Annotated in this window: 14 protein-coding genes; 3 read left to right on the forward strand and 11 right to left on the reverse strand. The window is 72.3% G+C overall.

Annotation, left to right across the window (positions count from 1 at the left end; all coding sequences use genetic code 11):
* Positions 1 to 13: 13 nt before the first annotated feature.
* From ACQPZF_RS03040 to ACQPZF_RS03070, 7 genes are all read right to left on the reverse strand, one after another.
* The gene (locus tag ACQPZF_RS03040; RefSeq protein WP_433267983.1) at positions 14 to 214 is read right to left on the reverse strand and encodes a DUF397 domain-containing protein; all 201 of its coding nucleotides are present in this window, start codon (positions 212 to 214) and stop codon (positions 14 to 16) included.
* Positions 211 to 1,056 carry a helix-turn-helix domain-containing protein gene (locus ACQPZF_RS03045; RefSeq protein WP_433267985.1) on the reverse strand — a complete coding sequence of 282 codons (846 nt, stop codon included), beginning with the start codon at positions 1,054 to 1,056 and terminating at the stop codon, positions 211 to 213. Before ACQPZF_RS03045 ends, ACQPZF_RS03040 begins: the two co-directional genes overlap by 4 nt.
* Positions 1,057 to 1,233: 177 nt before the next feature.
* Positions 1,234 to 2,949, reverse strand: a complete 1,716-nt coding sequence (locus ACQPZF_RS03050; RefSeq protein ID WP_433267987.1) for a hypothetical protein — start codon at positions 2,947 to 2,949, stop codon at positions 1,234 to 1,236.
* Positions 2,950 to 2,974: 25 nt separating this feature from the next.
* A complete protein-coding gene (locus ACQPZF_RS03055) occupies positions 2,975 to 3,760 on the reverse strand; it encodes an alpha/beta fold hydrolase (RefSeq protein WP_433267989.1) in 786 nt (261 codons plus the stop codon).
* Entirely contained in the window at positions 3,761 to 4,333 is a 573-nt protein-coding gene (locus ACQPZF_RS03060; protein ID WP_433267990.1) for a DUF4232 domain-containing protein, read from the reverse strand.
* 91 nt (positions 4,334 to 4,424) lie between these two features.
* On the reverse strand, positions 4,425 to 5,486 hold the full coding sequence (locus tag ACQPZF_RS03065; protein ID WP_433267992.1) for a gamma-glutamylcyclotransferase: 1,062 nt from the start codon (positions 5,484 to 5,486) through the stop codon (positions 4,425 to 4,427).
* A gap of 311 nt (positions 5,487 to 5,797) precedes the next feature.
* Positions 5,798 to 6,787 carry a LysR family transcriptional regulator gene (locus tag ACQPZF_RS03070; protein ID WP_433267994.1) on the reverse strand — a complete coding sequence of 330 codons (990 nt, stop codon included), beginning with the start codon at positions 6,785 to 6,787 and terminating at the stop codon, positions 5,798 to 5,800.
* 344 nt (positions 6,788 to 7,131) lie between these two features.
* Here ACQPZF_RS03070 and ACQPZF_RS03075 point away from each other — a divergent pair, with 344 nt between their 5' ends.
* A complete protein-coding gene (locus ACQPZF_RS03075) occupies positions 7,132 to 7,557 on the forward strand; it encodes a nitroreductase family deazaflavin-dependent oxidoreductase (protein ID WP_433267996.1) in 426 nt (141 codons plus the stop codon).
* On the opposite strand, the gene ACQPZF_RS03080 is transcribed toward ACQPZF_RS03075, so the two are convergent.
* The gene (locus ACQPZF_RS03080) at positions 7,554 to 8,369 is read right to left on the reverse strand and encodes a PhzF family phenazine biosynthesis protein (protein ID WP_433267998.1); all 816 of its coding nucleotides are present in this window, start codon (positions 8,367 to 8,369) and stop codon (positions 7,554 to 7,556) included. The genes ACQPZF_RS03075 and ACQPZF_RS03080 overlap by 4 nt on opposite strands.
* A 76-nt stretch (positions 8,370 to 8,445) precedes the next feature.
* On the opposite strand from ACQPZF_RS03080, the gene ACQPZF_RS03085 reads away from it, so the two are divergent.
* A complete protein-coding gene (locus tag ACQPZF_RS03085) occupies positions 8,446 to 9,261 on the forward strand; it encodes a LysR family transcriptional regulator (protein ID WP_433268000.1) in 816 nt (271 codons plus the stop codon).
* Here ACQPZF_RS03085 and ACQPZF_RS03090 read toward each other — a convergent pair.
* From ACQPZF_RS03090 to ACQPZF_RS03100, 3 genes are all read right to left on the reverse strand, one after another.
* Positions 9,254 to 10,624 carry a GTPase domain-containing protein gene (locus ACQPZF_RS03090; protein ID WP_433268002.1) on the reverse strand — a complete coding sequence of 457 codons (1,371 nt, stop codon included), beginning with the start codon at positions 10,622 to 10,624 and terminating at the stop codon, positions 9,254 to 9,256. The genes ACQPZF_RS03085 and ACQPZF_RS03090 overlap by 8 nt on opposite strands.
* Positions 10,621 to 12,414, reverse strand: coding sequence for a dynamin family protein (locus ACQPZF_RS03095; RefSeq protein ID WP_433268004.1), 1,794 nt, complete (start codon positions 12,412 to 12,414; stop codon positions 10,621 to 10,623). The genes ACQPZF_RS03090 and ACQPZF_RS03095 overlap by 4 nt, the downstream gene beginning before the upstream one ends.
* Positions 12,415 to 12,510: 96 nt before the next feature.
* Positions 12,511 to 13,452, reverse strand: coding sequence for an IniB N-terminal domain-containing protein (locus tag ACQPZF_RS03100; protein ID WP_433268006.1), 942 nt, complete (start codon positions 13,450 to 13,452; stop codon positions 12,511 to 12,513).
* 252 nt (positions 13,453 to 13,704) lie between these two features.
* Here ACQPZF_RS03100 and ACQPZF_RS03105 point away from each other — a divergent pair, with 252 nt between their 5' ends.
* Positions 13,705 to 14,952 (forward strand): Hsp70 family protein, encoded by a 1,248-nt coding sequence (locus ACQPZF_RS03105; RefSeq protein WP_433268007.1) that lies wholly within the window; start codon positions 13,705 to 13,707, stop codon positions 14,950 to 14,952.
* The last annotated feature ends 2 nt before the right edge of the window (positions 14,953 to 14,954 follow it).

The raw sequence follows: 14,954 nt of genomic DNA on the forward strand, positions 1-14,954 counted from the left end.
CGAACCGGCCTGCTCAGCCGTCGAACCGGCCTGCTCGGCAGTCGAACCGGCCTGCGCTGATCCCGGCGAGGAACGTGGCGAAGGCCGGGTCGTGGAACGACAACGCGCCCCCGGCGGTGTTCTTGGAATCCCGCACCGCGTGGGTGCGCGTTGTCGCGGCCGGCTCTGCGCAGTTCGACGTCGAGCCGGACCTGCTCGGCTTGCGCCACCTCATGGCCCGCCCTCCAACTCGCCGGCTCGGGCCGTGATGAGCCGGAGGGATTCCGTCGCGCCGAGGGCGACGGCTTCCACCCTCGCCGCGGTCGTCACGTAGGGCGTCGCGTCACCGCGCTCCAGGAAGACGGCGGAGCGCTGGAGTTCCACGTGCGCGATCGGCTTGGCCGCGGGGAACTCCATCAGCAGGAACGGCCCCAGCATGCCGGGGTGCATGGCGGCGGACGGCACGACGCCGACGTGGACGTTGGGCAGTTCGGCGGTCCGCAGGACGTGCCGCCACTGGTCCGCCATGACCTTCCGGCCGTCGACCGCCGTGCGGAGCGCGGCTTCGCCGATCAGCGCCACGTACTCGACGTCGCCGCGCAGCACCTGCTGCCGCCGCAGGCGGGCCATGAGCCGGGGTTCGACGTCCCGCGGGTCGATGCCGTCGACCGTCATGAACGCCCGGCTGTAGTCCATCGTCTGGAGCAGGCCGGGCACGAGCAGCGGCTCCCAGCTCAGCATCCGGACCGCCTCGTTCTCGTAGCCCGCCAGGGTGTTGACCTCCGGGGGCACGCCGGGCAGGGCCCGTTCCCAGAGGCCGGGCCCGTGGCCGCCCCTGGCGCGTTCGAGCAGGTGGTCGCGGCGGTCACCGGTGACCTCGTAGATCCCCAGCAGGGCCGCGACCTCCTCGGTGGAGATCTTGCGCTTGCCGTTCTCCAGGTTGGAGAGCATCGACTTGCTCCAGCCGAGCCGCTCGGCGGCGGCGGTCACGGTGAGCTTCGGCCTGGCCGCCTCCCTGATGCCCCGCAACTCGGCGCCGAGGGCGCGCTCGTGCGCCCCGGCGGCCTTCCTCGGCATGAGGTCTCCGATCGGGTGAACTGTTGGACTTCGAGTTGTGTTGCTGTCACGGCAGCGGCTCCAATGCCCAGCGTCTCATGTTGTGCGCGCACAACAAAGGGTGCGCGCATGCCACAATCGGATGAAATCGTGAAGAGCGCCCTGCGACGCGCTGACGGGCCGCGCGAGAGGCGGACGTCAGGATCGCGCGCTGTTCGCCGCCTTGAACGCCGCTTTGCGCGCGGCCTTGGCGACTTCCTTCACCGGGTGCGCCGTGCCGATGGCCTCCAGCGCTTGGATCAACTCGGGGTGGGGGAGCCGCCACAGCTCGTTCAGCAGGCTCAACTGGAGGTCCGCCGGCACCACGTCGTTGAAGCAGTCCACGACCGGTGTGGGGTCGACCGGGCTCCAGGACGCCGCGAGCTGATCGGTGACCAGCCAGGCGGCGTCGAAGTCATCGGGGTCCTCACCCAGCGCCGCCTTGGCGTACGGCCGCAGGGACAGCGTCTCGGCCACCTGCCGCCAGTGCGCCTCCGCGTCGACCTCGTTGACGACGGACACCGCGAACACCCGTTGCGCCGCGGTGCCTTCGGCGGCGACCTGGAGCAGGTCCGCGGCGGCGGCGCCGGCGTCCCGGCACGCCAGCCACGCGACACGCTCCGCCGTCAGCTCGTCGTCGGTGAGGCTTTCGGCGGCGTCGACCAGTTCGTGCGCGCTCATCTGCTCGACCGGCGGCAGGAGCGGGATGTCGATGCCCTCGTGCCGGAGTTCTTCCCGCATCGCCCACGTGCCGAGCGGGGTCAGTCGGGCGTGGTCGCCGACGAGTTCCACCGCTCCGTGGCGGGCCAGCCGGTCCAGGGTCACCGCGGCCGGATCGCCGTGCGCGGCGGTCCACGCCGCCCAGTCCTCCCGCGCCTGCCTGGTGGGGTGCTCGCCCAGTTCCTCGGCGGCGAGGAGTTGGGCGAGCAGGGACCGCGGAATGCCGTCCGACCGGCCTGACAACAGGGCGACCATCGCCGTCATCCCGGTGGTCGTGAACGCGAACGGGAGGTCTTCGGCCGAGCCGAGCCCCAACGGGTCGGCGAGCAGTTGCGCCAGGCCGCGTTGCCACTGGCGCAGCGCCGCGGCGTCGTCCCCGGGCGGCCAGTCGGCGGCGAGAGACCCGGTCCGCGCCGTGGCGTCGTAATCGTCGAAGTCGATGAACTCCGCGGCTTCGGCGACCACCCACAGCAGCGCCAAGTCCGATCCGGTGGCACCCGTCAGCCGGCCTGCCTCGGCCGCGTCCTCGGCCGTCAACTCGTCCGACTCGGTGACCGGCCGCCGCTCGCCGACCCACAGCCCGAGTTCCCGCGCCGCGGCGAGCAGTTCGCTGCCGCGCGCCGCCGCCGCGAGGTTCGCGGTGTCCGGCAGGCGCACCGGTGGGAGCCGTTCCAGCGGACCGCGGTCGTCCGCCCCACCTCGCGCGTCTAGCCACTCCTGCACGCCGTCCGGGTCGGCCAGGTCCACGCCGTCGGCGATCATCCGGTCGACCATGACGCGAACCGGGGGCCAGTCCGCCGTGGCGCGCATCGTGTCGAGGAACTCCGACTCGATCTCGTCCACCTCGCGGGTGAACCCCGCGGCCTGTTCGTCGCTGAGCCGGCCGGTCTCGGCGAGGAACGCGAGCAGCGCCCGGACGGTGGGGACCACCGTCGCCGAGTCGTCGATCAGCACCGCGCGAAGGTCTTGCGGGAACACCTCCAGCAGCACTTCGGCGAGGTCGCCGGGGCGCAGCTCGGCGGGGTCGGTGTGGCCGAAGTGGCGGTGGAGCAGGTCCAACAGCAGCGCGGCGTCCTCGGAGCCGGCCGACGGGTGGTCACCGCGTTCCTCCCACCGGGCGAACTCGTGAATCACCCGGGCGTGCCTGGAATCCATGGGCCCGGACCCTATCGGCGCGGGCTCAGCCCAGGTCGAGCACCCGGCGCACGAACGCCACCACGTCGGACAGGACCTCGTCGCGGTTGGTCTCGTTGAAGACCTCGTGCCGGGCGTCGCGGTACACGCGTTCCTCGAACAGCAGGCCGCGGATCCGGTCGGTGCCGGTCCGGGTGTCCGCCAACGGCACCAGCCGGTCCGCGTCGCCGTGCAGCCACAGGGTCGGCAGGTCCTCCAGCGTCGGACCGTAGTTCACCTCGTCCAACGCCTGTTCCAACGCCCCCAGGGTCGCCCGCTTGAACGGCCCGTGCCAGACCAGGGGGTCGGCGGCGTACTGCTTGCCGACCTCCGGGTCGCGGGACAGCACGTCCGGGTCGATGGGCTCGTCCGGGATCTCGGCCGCCGACAGCATGTCCAAGCCCTGCCACGTGCCGAGGACCGGAGCGGAGAGCACGAGCGCCGAGATCGGGTGCAGTTGCGCGTAACGGGTCGCGACCAGGCCGCCCATCGAGTGTCCGATGAGGACGGTCGGCAGTGATGACGCCGCCGAGCTGATCGCCGCGCCGACGTCTTCCACCACGCCGTCGAACGACGTGATCAGCGCGCGTTCGCCCGCGGAACCGCCGTGTCCGACGTGGTCCGGGGCCACCACCAGCGCCCCCGCCTCCACCAGGCGCTCGGCCACGTGCCCGTACCGCCCGCTGTGCTCGCCGTACCCGTGCACCAGCACGGCCAGCCAGGTGGCGTCCAGGTTCGGCCAGGTCCGCACCGCGAGTTCCCCGGCGTGGCCGGGGACGTTCGACTCGATCACCTAGGCAGCGTAGAACGCGCTGATCTCGATCTTCCCACCGCCGCACACCGGGCCCACGCCCCACGCCAGGCTCATCGGCTGGGTCTCGTCCGGCGGGATGGCGGCGGCGGTCACGGCGTCCGGCTCGCACGGCCGGTCCACCGGCTCGTCACCGCTCGGCACGACGGTCCAGCGCAGGTTCGCCGCGGCCGAGGCGTCGGGGGCCAGGGTGACGGGGGACGGGCCGGGGTCCTGGGTGCGCACGAGGTTCGTCGGCACCGGTCGGCCCGCCGCGTCGAGCAGTTGCAGGCCGCTGTAGCCGTTGAGCGTGCACGGGGACGAGCCGGTGTTGGTCACCACGAACCTGCCGTAGCGGTTGCCCGCGCCGGCCTCGGTCGGCTCGACCTTGCCGGTCAGGGACGCCGCCGTGCACCTGGTCGAGGAGGCTGTGGAAGCCTGCGTCGGCGGCAGCGGCGCGACGGTGGAGGTCGGCGGCGGTGTGCCGGTGGGCAGGGTCTGCCGGTTGGCGGCCTGGTCCGGGCTTCCGCACGCGGTGAGCAGCGCCAGGGCGCCGCACAGGACGAGTCGCCTCATGTCCACCTCCTGGATGTGGTCCTACCAGGAGGACGTACCCGGCCGGCGGACGGTTGGGTCGCTTCGCCAAGAATTCACCGCATCGGGCGCATTACGGGTGGTTCTCGACCCAGCCGTCCGGGAGCACCGGCAGGTCGTGCGCCCCGGCCGTCCACAGGTACGTCCAGCACACCTGCCCGTCCGGCAGGGCCACCCGGACCCGCCGGTACTCGTCGCCCTCGTACTCGTCCAGGACGGGCAGGGCGTCCTCCGGCGCCTTCAGCCGCAGGACGTGGCCCGGCACGCCGGGACCGTCGCCGGGGCGCAGCGCCGGGTAGCCCCGGCCGGTGTCGTGCAGGGTGCCGGGGAGGTTCGCGGGCTCCGGCTCGCCCGTCGTGAACGGCGACACGAGGTGCCACGCCCGCATTCCGGGCTGGAGGGTGCCGTAGACGAACAGGCGGTCCGGCCAGTCGTCCGGGGAGGGGTCGCCCTGCACGGGCGTCACGTCCAGGCCGTCGCTGTCGGCGGGACGCCCGCCGAGCGTCCGCGCCCCGCGCTGGTCGACGTCGGCGCAGCGCACGGGTTTGCCGGCGGCCAGCAGGGGCATCCGTCTCTTGCCCGCGCCGGTGTACGCGAGCACGGAATCGACCACGCCGCCGTTGAACAGGGTCACGCGGCCGGTGTGCACGCGGACCAGCCGGTACCGCAGCCCCCGACCCTCGCAGCGGTCCAGCACGCGCAACTGCTCGGCGGTGGCGAACCACACCGCGTGTTCTTCCTCGACGCCGGGCGCGGCGGCCAGCGTCGCCGGGCGCTGCCCGTCGGTGGCGCGCAGCCCGGCCGCCCACACGGCGGCGAGTCCTTCGCAGCGGGCCCGCAGCACGACGGCGGGTCCGGTCAGGCCCAGCTCGTCCCGCAGCCAGGTGACCTTGGCAGGGTTGGCGTTGGACCCGTAGGCGAGCACGGGCATCCGGCCCGTCAGCGGCGGCTCGCCGTGGTCGGCGAGCCAGTCGTCGAGGTCCTGGCCGTCCGGCGCGACCCGCCACCCGGAGTCGGCCGCGGGGTCCGGGGTGACCGGCCAGCCCGCGCCGTCGAGGTGCACGAAGCAGTGTCCCGGCCGAGCGCCCGGGTAGGGCTCGGCCGGGTGGGTATCGTCGGTGAACGGCTGCGTCATGACCCCATTCTGGCAAAGCTCACACGGAATTCATGCCCAGTTGGGTTTCCGGCGACGGTAGACGTCGGATCTCTAGGACTTCCATGACCTCGTCGGGCCGGCTTTCGCTCCGGTTGGACCGATCCAGATCGGAGGGGTGGACGTGAGCTGTCACACGTCACTCCCGGCGCGTCGTGAGTCATAGGCGTCCTGGGTACCCAGCGGGGTGAACGGGTAGTCGCCAGGCGGCGGGATCACAGGCCCTGAAAAAGAAAACTCCGGAGTCCCGGAAAAGCGGACCCCGGAGTTCCCATTCCGGAAGTTGTCGGGTTTCAGTCGCCCGCCAGGATCAACGCGGCGTCGATTTCCGGATGGAGGTGCGGGTTTTCCGCCCACCACTTGGCATAGCCCGGGTTGCGGGGCAGCACCGCCCGGTAGGCCCGCGCCGCGCACGCGAACACGTCGTGCGCCCGGCCCGCCGCCGGTCCCTCGCGGCGGGTGGCCAGCATCAGGTCGACCATCAGCGGAGCCCCGCGCAGCGGGCGGATGATGATGCCGTCACCGCTGCGGGACTGCGGCAGGGCGAACGAGACCGCGCCGTTGGCGACCAGGCTGCGGGCCGTGGAAGCCTCGTTGACGTGGTGCGTCAGGCGCGGTGTGAAGCCCGCCTCGGCGCAGACGGTGAAGATCTGCAGGCGGTTGCCGACCAGCTCGTCCGGCGGGGACACCCAGTCCCGGTCCGCGAGCCGGCCCAGCTCCACCTCCTCCTGCTCGCCCAGCGGATCCCAGTCCGGCAGGGCCACGAACTGCGGCTCGCTGATCAGCCTGCGGATCTCCAGGCCACGCAGCTCACGCCGCTCCATGCCCTCGAACCGGTCCAGGACGCCCAGGTGGACCTGGCCGTTGACCAGCAGTTCCAGCAGGTCGGAGCCGCCGGGCATGATCTCGGTGCGGACTTCCGAACAGGGGATGTGCCGGCGCAGCTCCTCCACGAAGTGGCCGAAGAACAGGGTGGGCACACCGCCGACGATGAGCGGTCCGGGTGTTCCGTCGCGTGTCCTCTCCTTGGCCAGACTGACCAGTTGTTCCACTTCGTCCAGCACCAGCCGGGCCGTGCCCACGACCTGTTTGCCCAGGTCAGTGGGGACACTTCCGCCCGGTGTGCGATCGAAGAGCTGTCCGCCCACGATGCGTTCGACCGTCCGTAGCTGGGCGCTCATCGCGGGCTGCGTCAGGCCGAGCCTGATCGCTGCCTTGGTGAGGCTTCCCTCTTCGGAGATCGCGCACACCGCGCGGAGGTGGCGGAGTTCAAGCTCGGGCATAACGCTCTTCTATCCCCCTTTTGAATGGGCCGCCAGCCCTCGCGGACGCCATAGTTGGCGAAGTCCCCGTGAAGTGGAGAGGAAGACATGCGCAGCGCCAGCCAGATCTACTGAGTGTGGACACCACACGGCTTTGGCCGTCCCGTCCCAACCCGCGCCGCAACGCCGGCGCGGTCGAGCGACCCGAGCACCGTTTACGCGGGCGGAGGCTCCGGGGCACGCCGGGGAGCCGGTGACTGGCCAAGGGGGTGCGAGGCGGACGTCCCCACCCCGTTGCGGGCCGCCGGTCGTGACTGCGGAGTAGCGACCGGCGGCCTCGCCGCGTTCTCGGTAACGTCCAGGACATGTCTGTAGTTGACAGCCCAGTCGGCTGGGTGAACAAGCACATCCGCAACTACATCGAATCCGATGGCGCGAAGGGGCACGAGTGGCGCTCCGGCGTCTACACGCTCCTGCTTACGACGATCGGCCGTAAGTCGGGGCAGCCGCGCCGCACCGCGTTGATCTACCAGCCTTACGGCGACGCGTACGTGGTGGTCGCTTCCCACGGCGGTGCTCCGTCGCATCCGGCCTGGTACAAGAACCTCGTCGCCAACGACACCGTGCAGGTGAGGGTGGGTGCGGAGGAGTTCACCGCCAAGGCCCGGACGGCCTCCGGTGACGAGCGGGCCGAACTGTGGAAGTTGATGAACGAGGTGTGGCCGGACTACGCGGGTTACCAGCGCAAGACCGACCGCGAGATCCCCGTGGTGGTGCTCGACAGGGTCTAGATCCGCACCGCCGCACCGGTGACCCTCACCCGGTCCCGGTTGTGCCGCACGGCGACGCTCAGGACGCTGGGACGGCCCATGTCGTCGCCCTGGTGGATGGTCAGCGTGCGTGGCCGCCGGACCTTGCCGATCGTCCGCAGGTAGCCGCCGAACGCCGCCGCCGCCGCGCCGGTGGCCGGGTCCTCCACGACGCCGCCGACCGGGAAGGGGTCGCGCGCGTCGAACACGTCCGCCTCGCGTTCGTAGACGAGGTGCGCCGTCACGGCGCCGTTGAGCCGCAGCAGGTCGGCCAGTCCGTGGAAGTCGTAGCGGAGGTCGGCCAGCCGCTCCCGCGTCCTCGCCGCCAGCACGAGGTGCCGCGCGCCGCCGAACGCCCAGTGCGCGGGGTAGCGCGGGTCCAGTTCGTCGTGTTCCCAGCCGAGCGCCTGGAGAGCGGTGTCGAGGTCTTCCGCGCTCACCGGCATGGCTGATGTCGGCACGCTGGTCAGCGTGGCGGTCGCGCCGTCCGTCTCGACCACCACCTCGCCCGCCGGGGTGTGGAAGGCCAGCGTGCCGGTGCGCTCCATGGCGACGGCCGTGGCCACCGTGGCGTGCCCGCAGAACGGGACCTCGACCTGCGGGCTGTAGTAGCGGACGTGGAACGAGTCCGGCTCGCTGTGCGGGAACACGAACGCGGTCTCGGAGTAGCCCACCTCGGCGGCGATGCCGAGCATGTCGCGGTCGCTCAGGCCGGTGGCGTCGAGGACGACCCCGGCCGGGTTGCCGCCCTCCGGGTCGGTGGAGAAGGCCGTGTAGCGCAGCACGTCGGTCATGGGCACCAGCCTCCATCAGGCCGCTCATCGAATCCAACGATTCTCCACGATCGATCCGATCGGTATGTTCGATGGCATGGACACCCGCCTCCTGCGCACGCTCCTGGTGCTCGCGCGGACGGGCAGCTTCACCGCCGCGGCGGCCGAGCTGCACCTCGTGCAGTCCACGGTGACCAGCCAGGTCAAAACCCTGGAACGGCACCTCGGCACCCGCCTGTTCGACCGCCTGCCCAGCGGTGCGCGGCTCACCGAGGCGGGCCGCCGGGCGGTCGTGCACGCGCGCGAGGTGCTGGCCGCCGAGCAGCGCCTCCGGGACGCCGTGCGGGGCAGCACGGCCGTCGAAGGGGACGTCCGGATCGGCGCGCCGGAGTCGGTGTGCGCGTACCGGCTGCCGCAGCGGATCGCCGACGTGGCGATGCGCTGGCCGGGCATCACCGTGCACCTGTCGTCGGTCGGGACGCGGGACGCGCTGGCCGGTGTGCGTGGCGGCGGCCTGGACCTGGGCCTGGTGCTGGAGGAGGCGGTGGTGGCGCCCGGTCTGCGGGTCGACGTCATCGGCGTGGAGCCGATCGAGCTGGTCGCCGCGCCCGGCATGCCGGTGGACGAGCGGTACTTCCTGCTGGAGGAGGGCTGCTCCTACACCGACCGGTTCGTCCGCGAGCTGGCCGCCACGCCCAACATCACCCGGTTCGGCAGCATCGAGGCCGTCCGGTCGTGCGTGGTCGCCGGTCTGGGGTGGTCGGTGCTGCCGCGGGTCGCGGTCGCCGAGCAGCTCGACGCGGGCGCGCTGCACCGCGTGCGGGAACTGCCGGACAGCACGCTGTTCATGGTCACGGACCCGCGCCGGACGCCCTCGGCGGCCGTCCGCACGGTCGCCGAAGCGCTTAGCTGAGCCCGGCCAGCATCCCCTCGCAACTGCGCACGACCACGGACGCCGCCCGCCGCTGGCCGTGGTCCAGCGCGGGGCTCGCGGCCTGCTCGCGCCACTTGCCGAGGGTGTCCAGCACGACGTGCCGCAGCTCGTCGCCGGTCGGTTCGTACTCCATCCCCAGGCGTGCCAACAGGTTCGTGCCCAGCCCGCCGACCAGTCGGGACGCCTCCGCGTCGAGTTCGCCGGGCAGCCTGGTGCGCCCGCCCTGCAACGCCGCGAGCAGCCGCAGCTCGTGGAAGTCGTGCGCGGAGGCCAGGATCCGCTCCACGCCGACCGCCAGCCCGATCGAGCCGGGGCGGGGCTCGTTGCGCAGCACGACATCCAGGCCGAGCAGCGCCGAGCGGGCCTTGAGCACGTCGTGCCGCTCGGTGAAGTACAGGCCGATCGACTCGCGCAGCTCGCCCAGACCGCTGCGCTGCACGAGCTGCCCGGTCAGCTTGACCTGGGTGTCGAAGCCCTGGCGGATCAGCGTCGTGGTCAGCCGCACGCCGAAGATCCCGAACCGCTCCACCAGACCCCGGCGCACCAGCGGGTCCAGCCGGATCGGGAAGTCGTCGCCGACGAACCGGTCCGCGGACAGCAGGTGGTCGTCCAGCTCGGTGCGGGCCAGCGACGCGAGCGACGCCAGCGCGGTGAACTCGTCCGCCCGCAGCGTCCGGGCCGCCACCGCGAGCAGGCCGGCGACCGCGACCACGTTCTGGCTCAGCGGTTTCACCTGCGCCTCCCGCCGGTAGCGGCGGGCGATCTGCTTGGCCGAGGACAGCGCGTCGATCCGGCCGCCGCCGATCTCGTCCGCCCGCGCGAGCACCAGCACGGTGTTGACCGGCGCGGCGCGGGCCACCGGGTGGTCGTGCGCGGTCCGGAGGTAGCGCAGGTCCGTGCTGTGCATGTGCCGGGTCAGGTACAGCACGGCGTCCGCCTCGCCGTAGACCTGCTCGACCGGGGCGTCCGCCGGCGTGTCGATCAGCGTCAGGTCGCGCAGCGACCGCGACGGCCACTCGACGGTCACCCGCTCGGCATCGGCGGCGTCGATGAACGCCCGGCCGTCGCGCCGCGCGATCGGCACCTCGTGCGGCCCGATCGCGGCCCGGGGCTTCGTGCCGTCCCGGTACCAGGTGAACGTGCCGGTGGGCACGAACTCCTCGCCGATCAGCGCGCTGGCCAGCGTCGACTTCCCGGTGCGCGGCGCGCCCGCGACCGCCACCCGGACCGGCTCGGCGAACCGCGCCTGGTGGCCGCGCAGCCACGCCACCGCGCGCGGGCTGTCCCGGTAGACCCCCAGCGCCTCCTCCAGCAGCACCCAGACCTCGTCGGCGAGCGTCACGCGCTGATCCCCAGCGGCGGCGTCTGCCCGAGTGCCTGGACCCGTTGGTAGAGCTGGACGAGCCGGTCGAGTTCCCGCTTCGCCTCCCGCGCGCGGCGCTCGCGCTCGGTGTTGTCGTCCTGCACGGCGCGGCGGGCGCTGCGCGCGGACTCCAGCAGGGTCTCCTGGAGTTCGTCGGCGAGCGTGCTGAAGTGGCCGCGCAGGCTGCGCTGGATGTGCCGCGCCGCGTCCCGGAAGTCCTTGCTGAACTTGAGGAAGAAGTCGTCCACGTGCCGCTGCGCGGCGACCCGGGCGGCGGCCTGGCGGCGCTTGAGCCGCTGGTCGCTCTCGTCCATGATGGACTTGCCGCCGAACAGCGCGCCCGCGCCCAGCGAGATCACGTTGATCAGCGGCATCCCGGCCAGGCTGGTGACCAGGCCGAACATCAGCACGCCGCCGTAGGAGCCGCGCAGGCCGGTGAACAGCTTCTGGCTGACGCTGAACTTCTCGATCACCGGTTTGTCCATCTTGGACACCCGCTCCAGCACGTCGGCCGGGAAGACCGACTCCGGCAGCAGGTCGTCGCGGTGCACCGGGAAGCTCCGGGCGACCTTCTCCGCGACCCACGCCGAGCGGTCCAGCAGCCAGGCGAAGTTGGTGGCGGCGGCCTCGGTGAGGTTGTCCTCCAGCCACTCCTCGAACGCCTCCCAGCCCAGCGCCGGGTCGGCCGTCTCGAACGTCTTGTCCACCTCGCGCAGGATCCGGCGGGTCCGGTCGCGCAGGTCGTACTCGATGTCGGAGACCAGGTCGGCCATCTCGTCGGCCAGCACGGTCTGCCAGCGCGCGGACCGGCGGCGCAGCTCGTCGACGCGGCGCTGCGCCTCGTTCAGCGTGGCGATGGTGGCGTGCGCGCCCTGCGAGCCGTGGCTGCTCAGCTCCTCGCGGACCGGCGTGACGAGCTGCTTGATCGCCGACGCGGCGGTCACCGCGACCGTGCGGCGGGCCAGCACGTCGGCGGCGGCCACGATGTCCTGCTGCACGCAGGCCAGCAGCTCGGGGAAGCCGGACTCGGCGTTGAGGGCCGTGTCGCCGGTCTTCGCGGCCCGCAGCCGCAGCGCGGCCGAGACCGGGATCAGCTTGGCGGTCACGCCCGCCCGCGCGAGGTGCGTGCGGTTGCGCTCGACCACGCGCCGCCACTGCGCGGCGATGTCGATCTTGGTGAGCACCACGATGACGTTCGGGCAGGACGTCATGACCTGCTTGAGCAGCTCCAGCTCGGACGCGGTCAGCTCGGCGGTGGCGTCGGACACCATCAGCACGGCGTCCGCCTGGAGCAGCGCGGCGAACGTGCTGGCGGTGTAGGCGGGCCGCAGGTCGCCGACGCCCGGCGTGTCGATCAGCACCAGGCCCGAGGTGAGCAGGGCGCGCGGGATGCCGATCTCGGCCCGGACCAGCTCCCCGGTGTGGGCCGCGCCGACCTGGCTGGCGAGCTGGTCGAGCGGCACCGGGATGCGTTCGGTGGGGGTGTTCGCGATGGTGCGGACCAGGGCCGCATTGGGCGTCTCGGCGTGCTGCACGAAGGTCGGGACGGTGGTGGTGACGTCGTCCCCGACCGCGCACACCGGCGCGTTGACCATGGCGTTGACAAGCTGGCTCTTGCCCTGTCTGGGCTCGCCCAGGACGAGCACCCGCAGCTTCGGGTCGAGCTGCCGGGCGCGCTTCTCGCGGAGTCGTTCGGCCAGGTCCGGCCGGTTGTGGGCGGCGCAGGACCGGATCGTGTCGTCGAGCACGTCGAGCCAGGGTGCGGACATCACCCGGAAGAGTGTGCCGTGTTCACCCAGTGAGGTGAAAGAGAGGGCCGGCCCTGTCCACTGGACAGAACCGGCCCCCGCGGGTCGAGCAGCACTTTAGAACAGGGTGTCGCTGATGTCCTCGCCGCCGACAACCGGCAGGTCGTTGAGGCCGAGGCCGAGCAGCGGCAGGTCGATCGCCCCGACGTGGTCGGTGACGTTGCTCACGCCCGTGCCGTTGGAGAGCCGGCCGGTGGTGTCCTCGATCGTGTCGACCACGGTCTCCGGGGTCAGGTCGCGCTCGGGCAGCGCGGTCAGGCCGTCCACGTTCAGCGTCTTGCCCAGGTGCGACGGGTCGAGCGTGCCCGTCACGTTGCCGGGCAGGTCGCCCACCAGGTTGCCGGCGAGGCCACCGGTCACGCCGTCGACCACGCCGGTCAGCGTGTCGACCGCGCCGAACACGGGGCTGGTCAGGCCGTCCGTGCCCGGCAGCGCGCCGGTGACCCCGCCCGCGGAGGCGCCGTCCAGGGAGCCGGTCGCCGTGCCGGCCAGGTCGTCGACCGGGCCGGTGGCGGTGGCCAACGTGGCGTCCAGGGTGTCCGTCACGTCACCCACCGCGGAGAAGTCACCCGACACGGACCCGTCGACGGACCCGACGGCGTCGGTCAGACCCCAGCCGGAGAAACCGCCGAAGACTTCCAGGCCGTTGGCGTCGGCGCTCAGCGCGCCCGCCGCCGCCAAGTTCACGTCGGACGTGCCGGACACGCCCGAGAGGGATAGCTGCTGGGCCACGGCCTGTAGCTGGCCGATGGCGCCGAGGGCGTCCGTCGCGTCCAGCGGCAGGTCGTTGATCAGCGCGCCGTCGAGAGCGGGCAGGCTCCCGGCGGGCACGTAGTCGAGGACCAGCGGAAGGACCTCCTGCACGTCCAGAGCGCTGATGTCGCTCAGGCCCGCGGCGGCCAAGGTCCCCTCGGCGTCGGCCTGGAAGTCGGCCAGCGCGGCGGGGTTGCTCAGCAGGTCGAGGACGAAGTCGTGCAACGTGTTGGGGCTGGTGCCCATGATGGATGTCTCCTGGTCGAATAGGTCGCGGGGAGGCCAGGACCGGCAGGGGGTGGTCCGGCCATGGCGATCAAGGTATTGACCGGGGGCCCCGCCGCCATCGGGGATTACTCCCAGTAGATGCCGCAACCACGATGGGGTGGTTCTCGTTCACTCCCTAGGGGATTAGGGGATCGGGTTGTGACCAGTCGGTAGCCCCGTGTACCAACGGTGATCCGTTGGTGCGACCAGGTGAGTGGAGGAGGCTCCGAGTTGCCGTACGTCCTCGGGGTCGACGTGGGCACCACCCGCACCGCCGCGGCCGTGTGCCGGCTCGGCGGCGCCGGGCGGGCCGAGCCGGAACTCGTCGGCCTTGGCGGGCCGGGCGGCGGTGTCGCGTCGTTGTTGCAGCTCACGGCGGACGGGGCGTTCGCCGTGGGTGAGCCGGGCGACCCGCGCTGGACGGCCGTCGGCTTCGCCCGGCGGGTCGGTGACGCGGTGCCGATCGCCCTCGGCTCGGAGCTGTGCGGCGCCGAGGAGCTGACCGCGCTCATGGTGATGTGGGTGGCGGGGCAGGTCGCCGAACGGGAAGGTGAGCCCGCCTCGCGCATCGTGCTCGCTCACCCACCCGGTTGGGGGCCGCACGCGAAGAGCCTGCTGCACCAGGCCTTGATCGCGGTCGGTGTGGAGCACGTCACCCTGCTGGCCGAACCCCTGGCCGCCGCCGCGAACCACTCGTTCGGGCGAGGGCCGGTCGGCGTGTTCAGCCTCGGCAGCCACGCCTTCAGCGCGGCGGTCGTGCGGCCGTACGAGGTCGTGTCGTGGGCCGACGGGGTCGACCAGGCGGCCGGCGGGGACTTCGACGACCTGGTGTTCGAGCACGTGCGGGCCACCGTGGGGCGGGCGTTCGGCGAACTGGACGCCGAGGACCCGCGCACGCGCGGGCTCTACGCGCGGCTGCGGCGGGACTGCGAGGCCGCGAAGCGGGTGCTGTCCGGCACGTTCGAGACCGTGATCCCCGTGCACCTGCCGAGCGGGTCCGTGGAGGTGCCGCTCACGCGGGCCCGGTTCGAGGAGCTGATCCGGCCCTCGGTCGAGCAGGCCGTGTCGGTGTTCGAACGGGTGGTGCGCGGGGTCGCCCTGGAAGCGACGGTGCTGGTCGGCGGCAGCGCGCGGATTCCGCTCATCTCGTCCCTGCTGCCCGGACGGGTGGTGTTCGAAGCCGCGCCGGAGACGTCCGTGGTGAAGGGGGCGGCGCTGGCCGGGCGGCACATGCTGCTCGGGCCGGACGACCCGGAGCCCATCGAGACGTCCGTGATGGTGCGGGACGACGACCCGCTGCTGCGGTTCCCCGTGGGGTCGTCCGTCTCCGACGACGAGTTCACCGCGCCGCCGCCGCGTCCGCCGATCGACATCACGCCGCTGGACCTGCCGGAGCGGCGTTCGGTGAAACGTGTCGTGCGGGGGCGCGCGGCGTCCGGGCGTTCCCGTGACCGAAACCCAGCAGAGGACGGCCGTTGAGC

It is taken from the genome of Actinosynnema sp. CS-041913 (genome assembly GCF_050942485.1).
GTDB lineage: Bacteria > Actinomycetota > Actinomycetes > Mycobacteriales > Pseudonocardiaceae > Actinosynnema.

Excerpts from the sequence above, each read along its gene's own strand:
- ACQPZF_RS03040 (WP_433267983.1), bottom strand. The coding sequence starts at position 214 with ATGAGGTGGCGCAAGCCGAGCAGGTCCGGCTCGACGTCGAACTGCGCA.
- ACQPZF_RS03065 (WP_433267992.1), bottom strand. The coding sequence starts at position 5,486 with ATGACGCAGCCGTTCACCGACGATACCCACCCGGCCGAGCCCTACCCG.
- ACQPZF_RS03095 (WP_433268004.1), bottom strand. The coding sequence starts at position 12,414 with ATGTCCGCACCCTGGCTCGACGTGCTCGACGACACGATCCGGTCCTGC.
- ACQPZF_RS03050 (WP_433267987.1), bottom strand. The coding sequence starts at position 2,949 with ATGGATTCCAGGCACGCCCGGGTGATTCACGAGTTCGCCCGGTGGGAG.
- ACQPZF_RS03045 (WP_433267985.1), bottom strand. The coding sequence starts at position 1,056 with ATGCCGAGGAAGGCCGCCGGGGCGCACGAGCGCGCCCTCGGCGCCGAG.
- ACQPZF_RS03070 (WP_433267994.1), bottom strand. The coding sequence starts at position 6,787 with ATGCCCGAGCTTGAACTCCGCCACCTCCGCGCGGTGTGCGCGATCTCC.
- ACQPZF_RS03085 (WP_433268000.1), top strand. The coding sequence starts at position 8,446 with ATGGACACCCGCCTCCTGCGCACGCTCCTGGTGCTCGCGCGGACGGGC.
- ACQPZF_RS03060 (WP_433267990.1), bottom strand. The coding sequence starts at position 4,333 with ATGAGGCGACTCGTCCTGTGCGGCGCCCTGGCGCTGCTCACCGCGTGC.
- ACQPZF_RS03080 (WP_433267998.1), bottom strand. The coding sequence starts at position 8,369 with ATGACCGACGTGCTGCGCTACACGGCCTTCTCCACCGACCCGGAGGGC.
- ACQPZF_RS03075 (WP_433267996.1), top strand. The coding sequence starts at position 7,132 with ATGTCTGTAGTTGACAGCCCAGTCGGCTGGGTGAACAAGCACATCCGC.
- ACQPZF_RS03100 (WP_433268006.1), bottom strand. The coding sequence starts at position 13,452 with ATGGGCACCAGCCCCAACACGTTGCACGACTTCGTCCTCGACCTGCTG.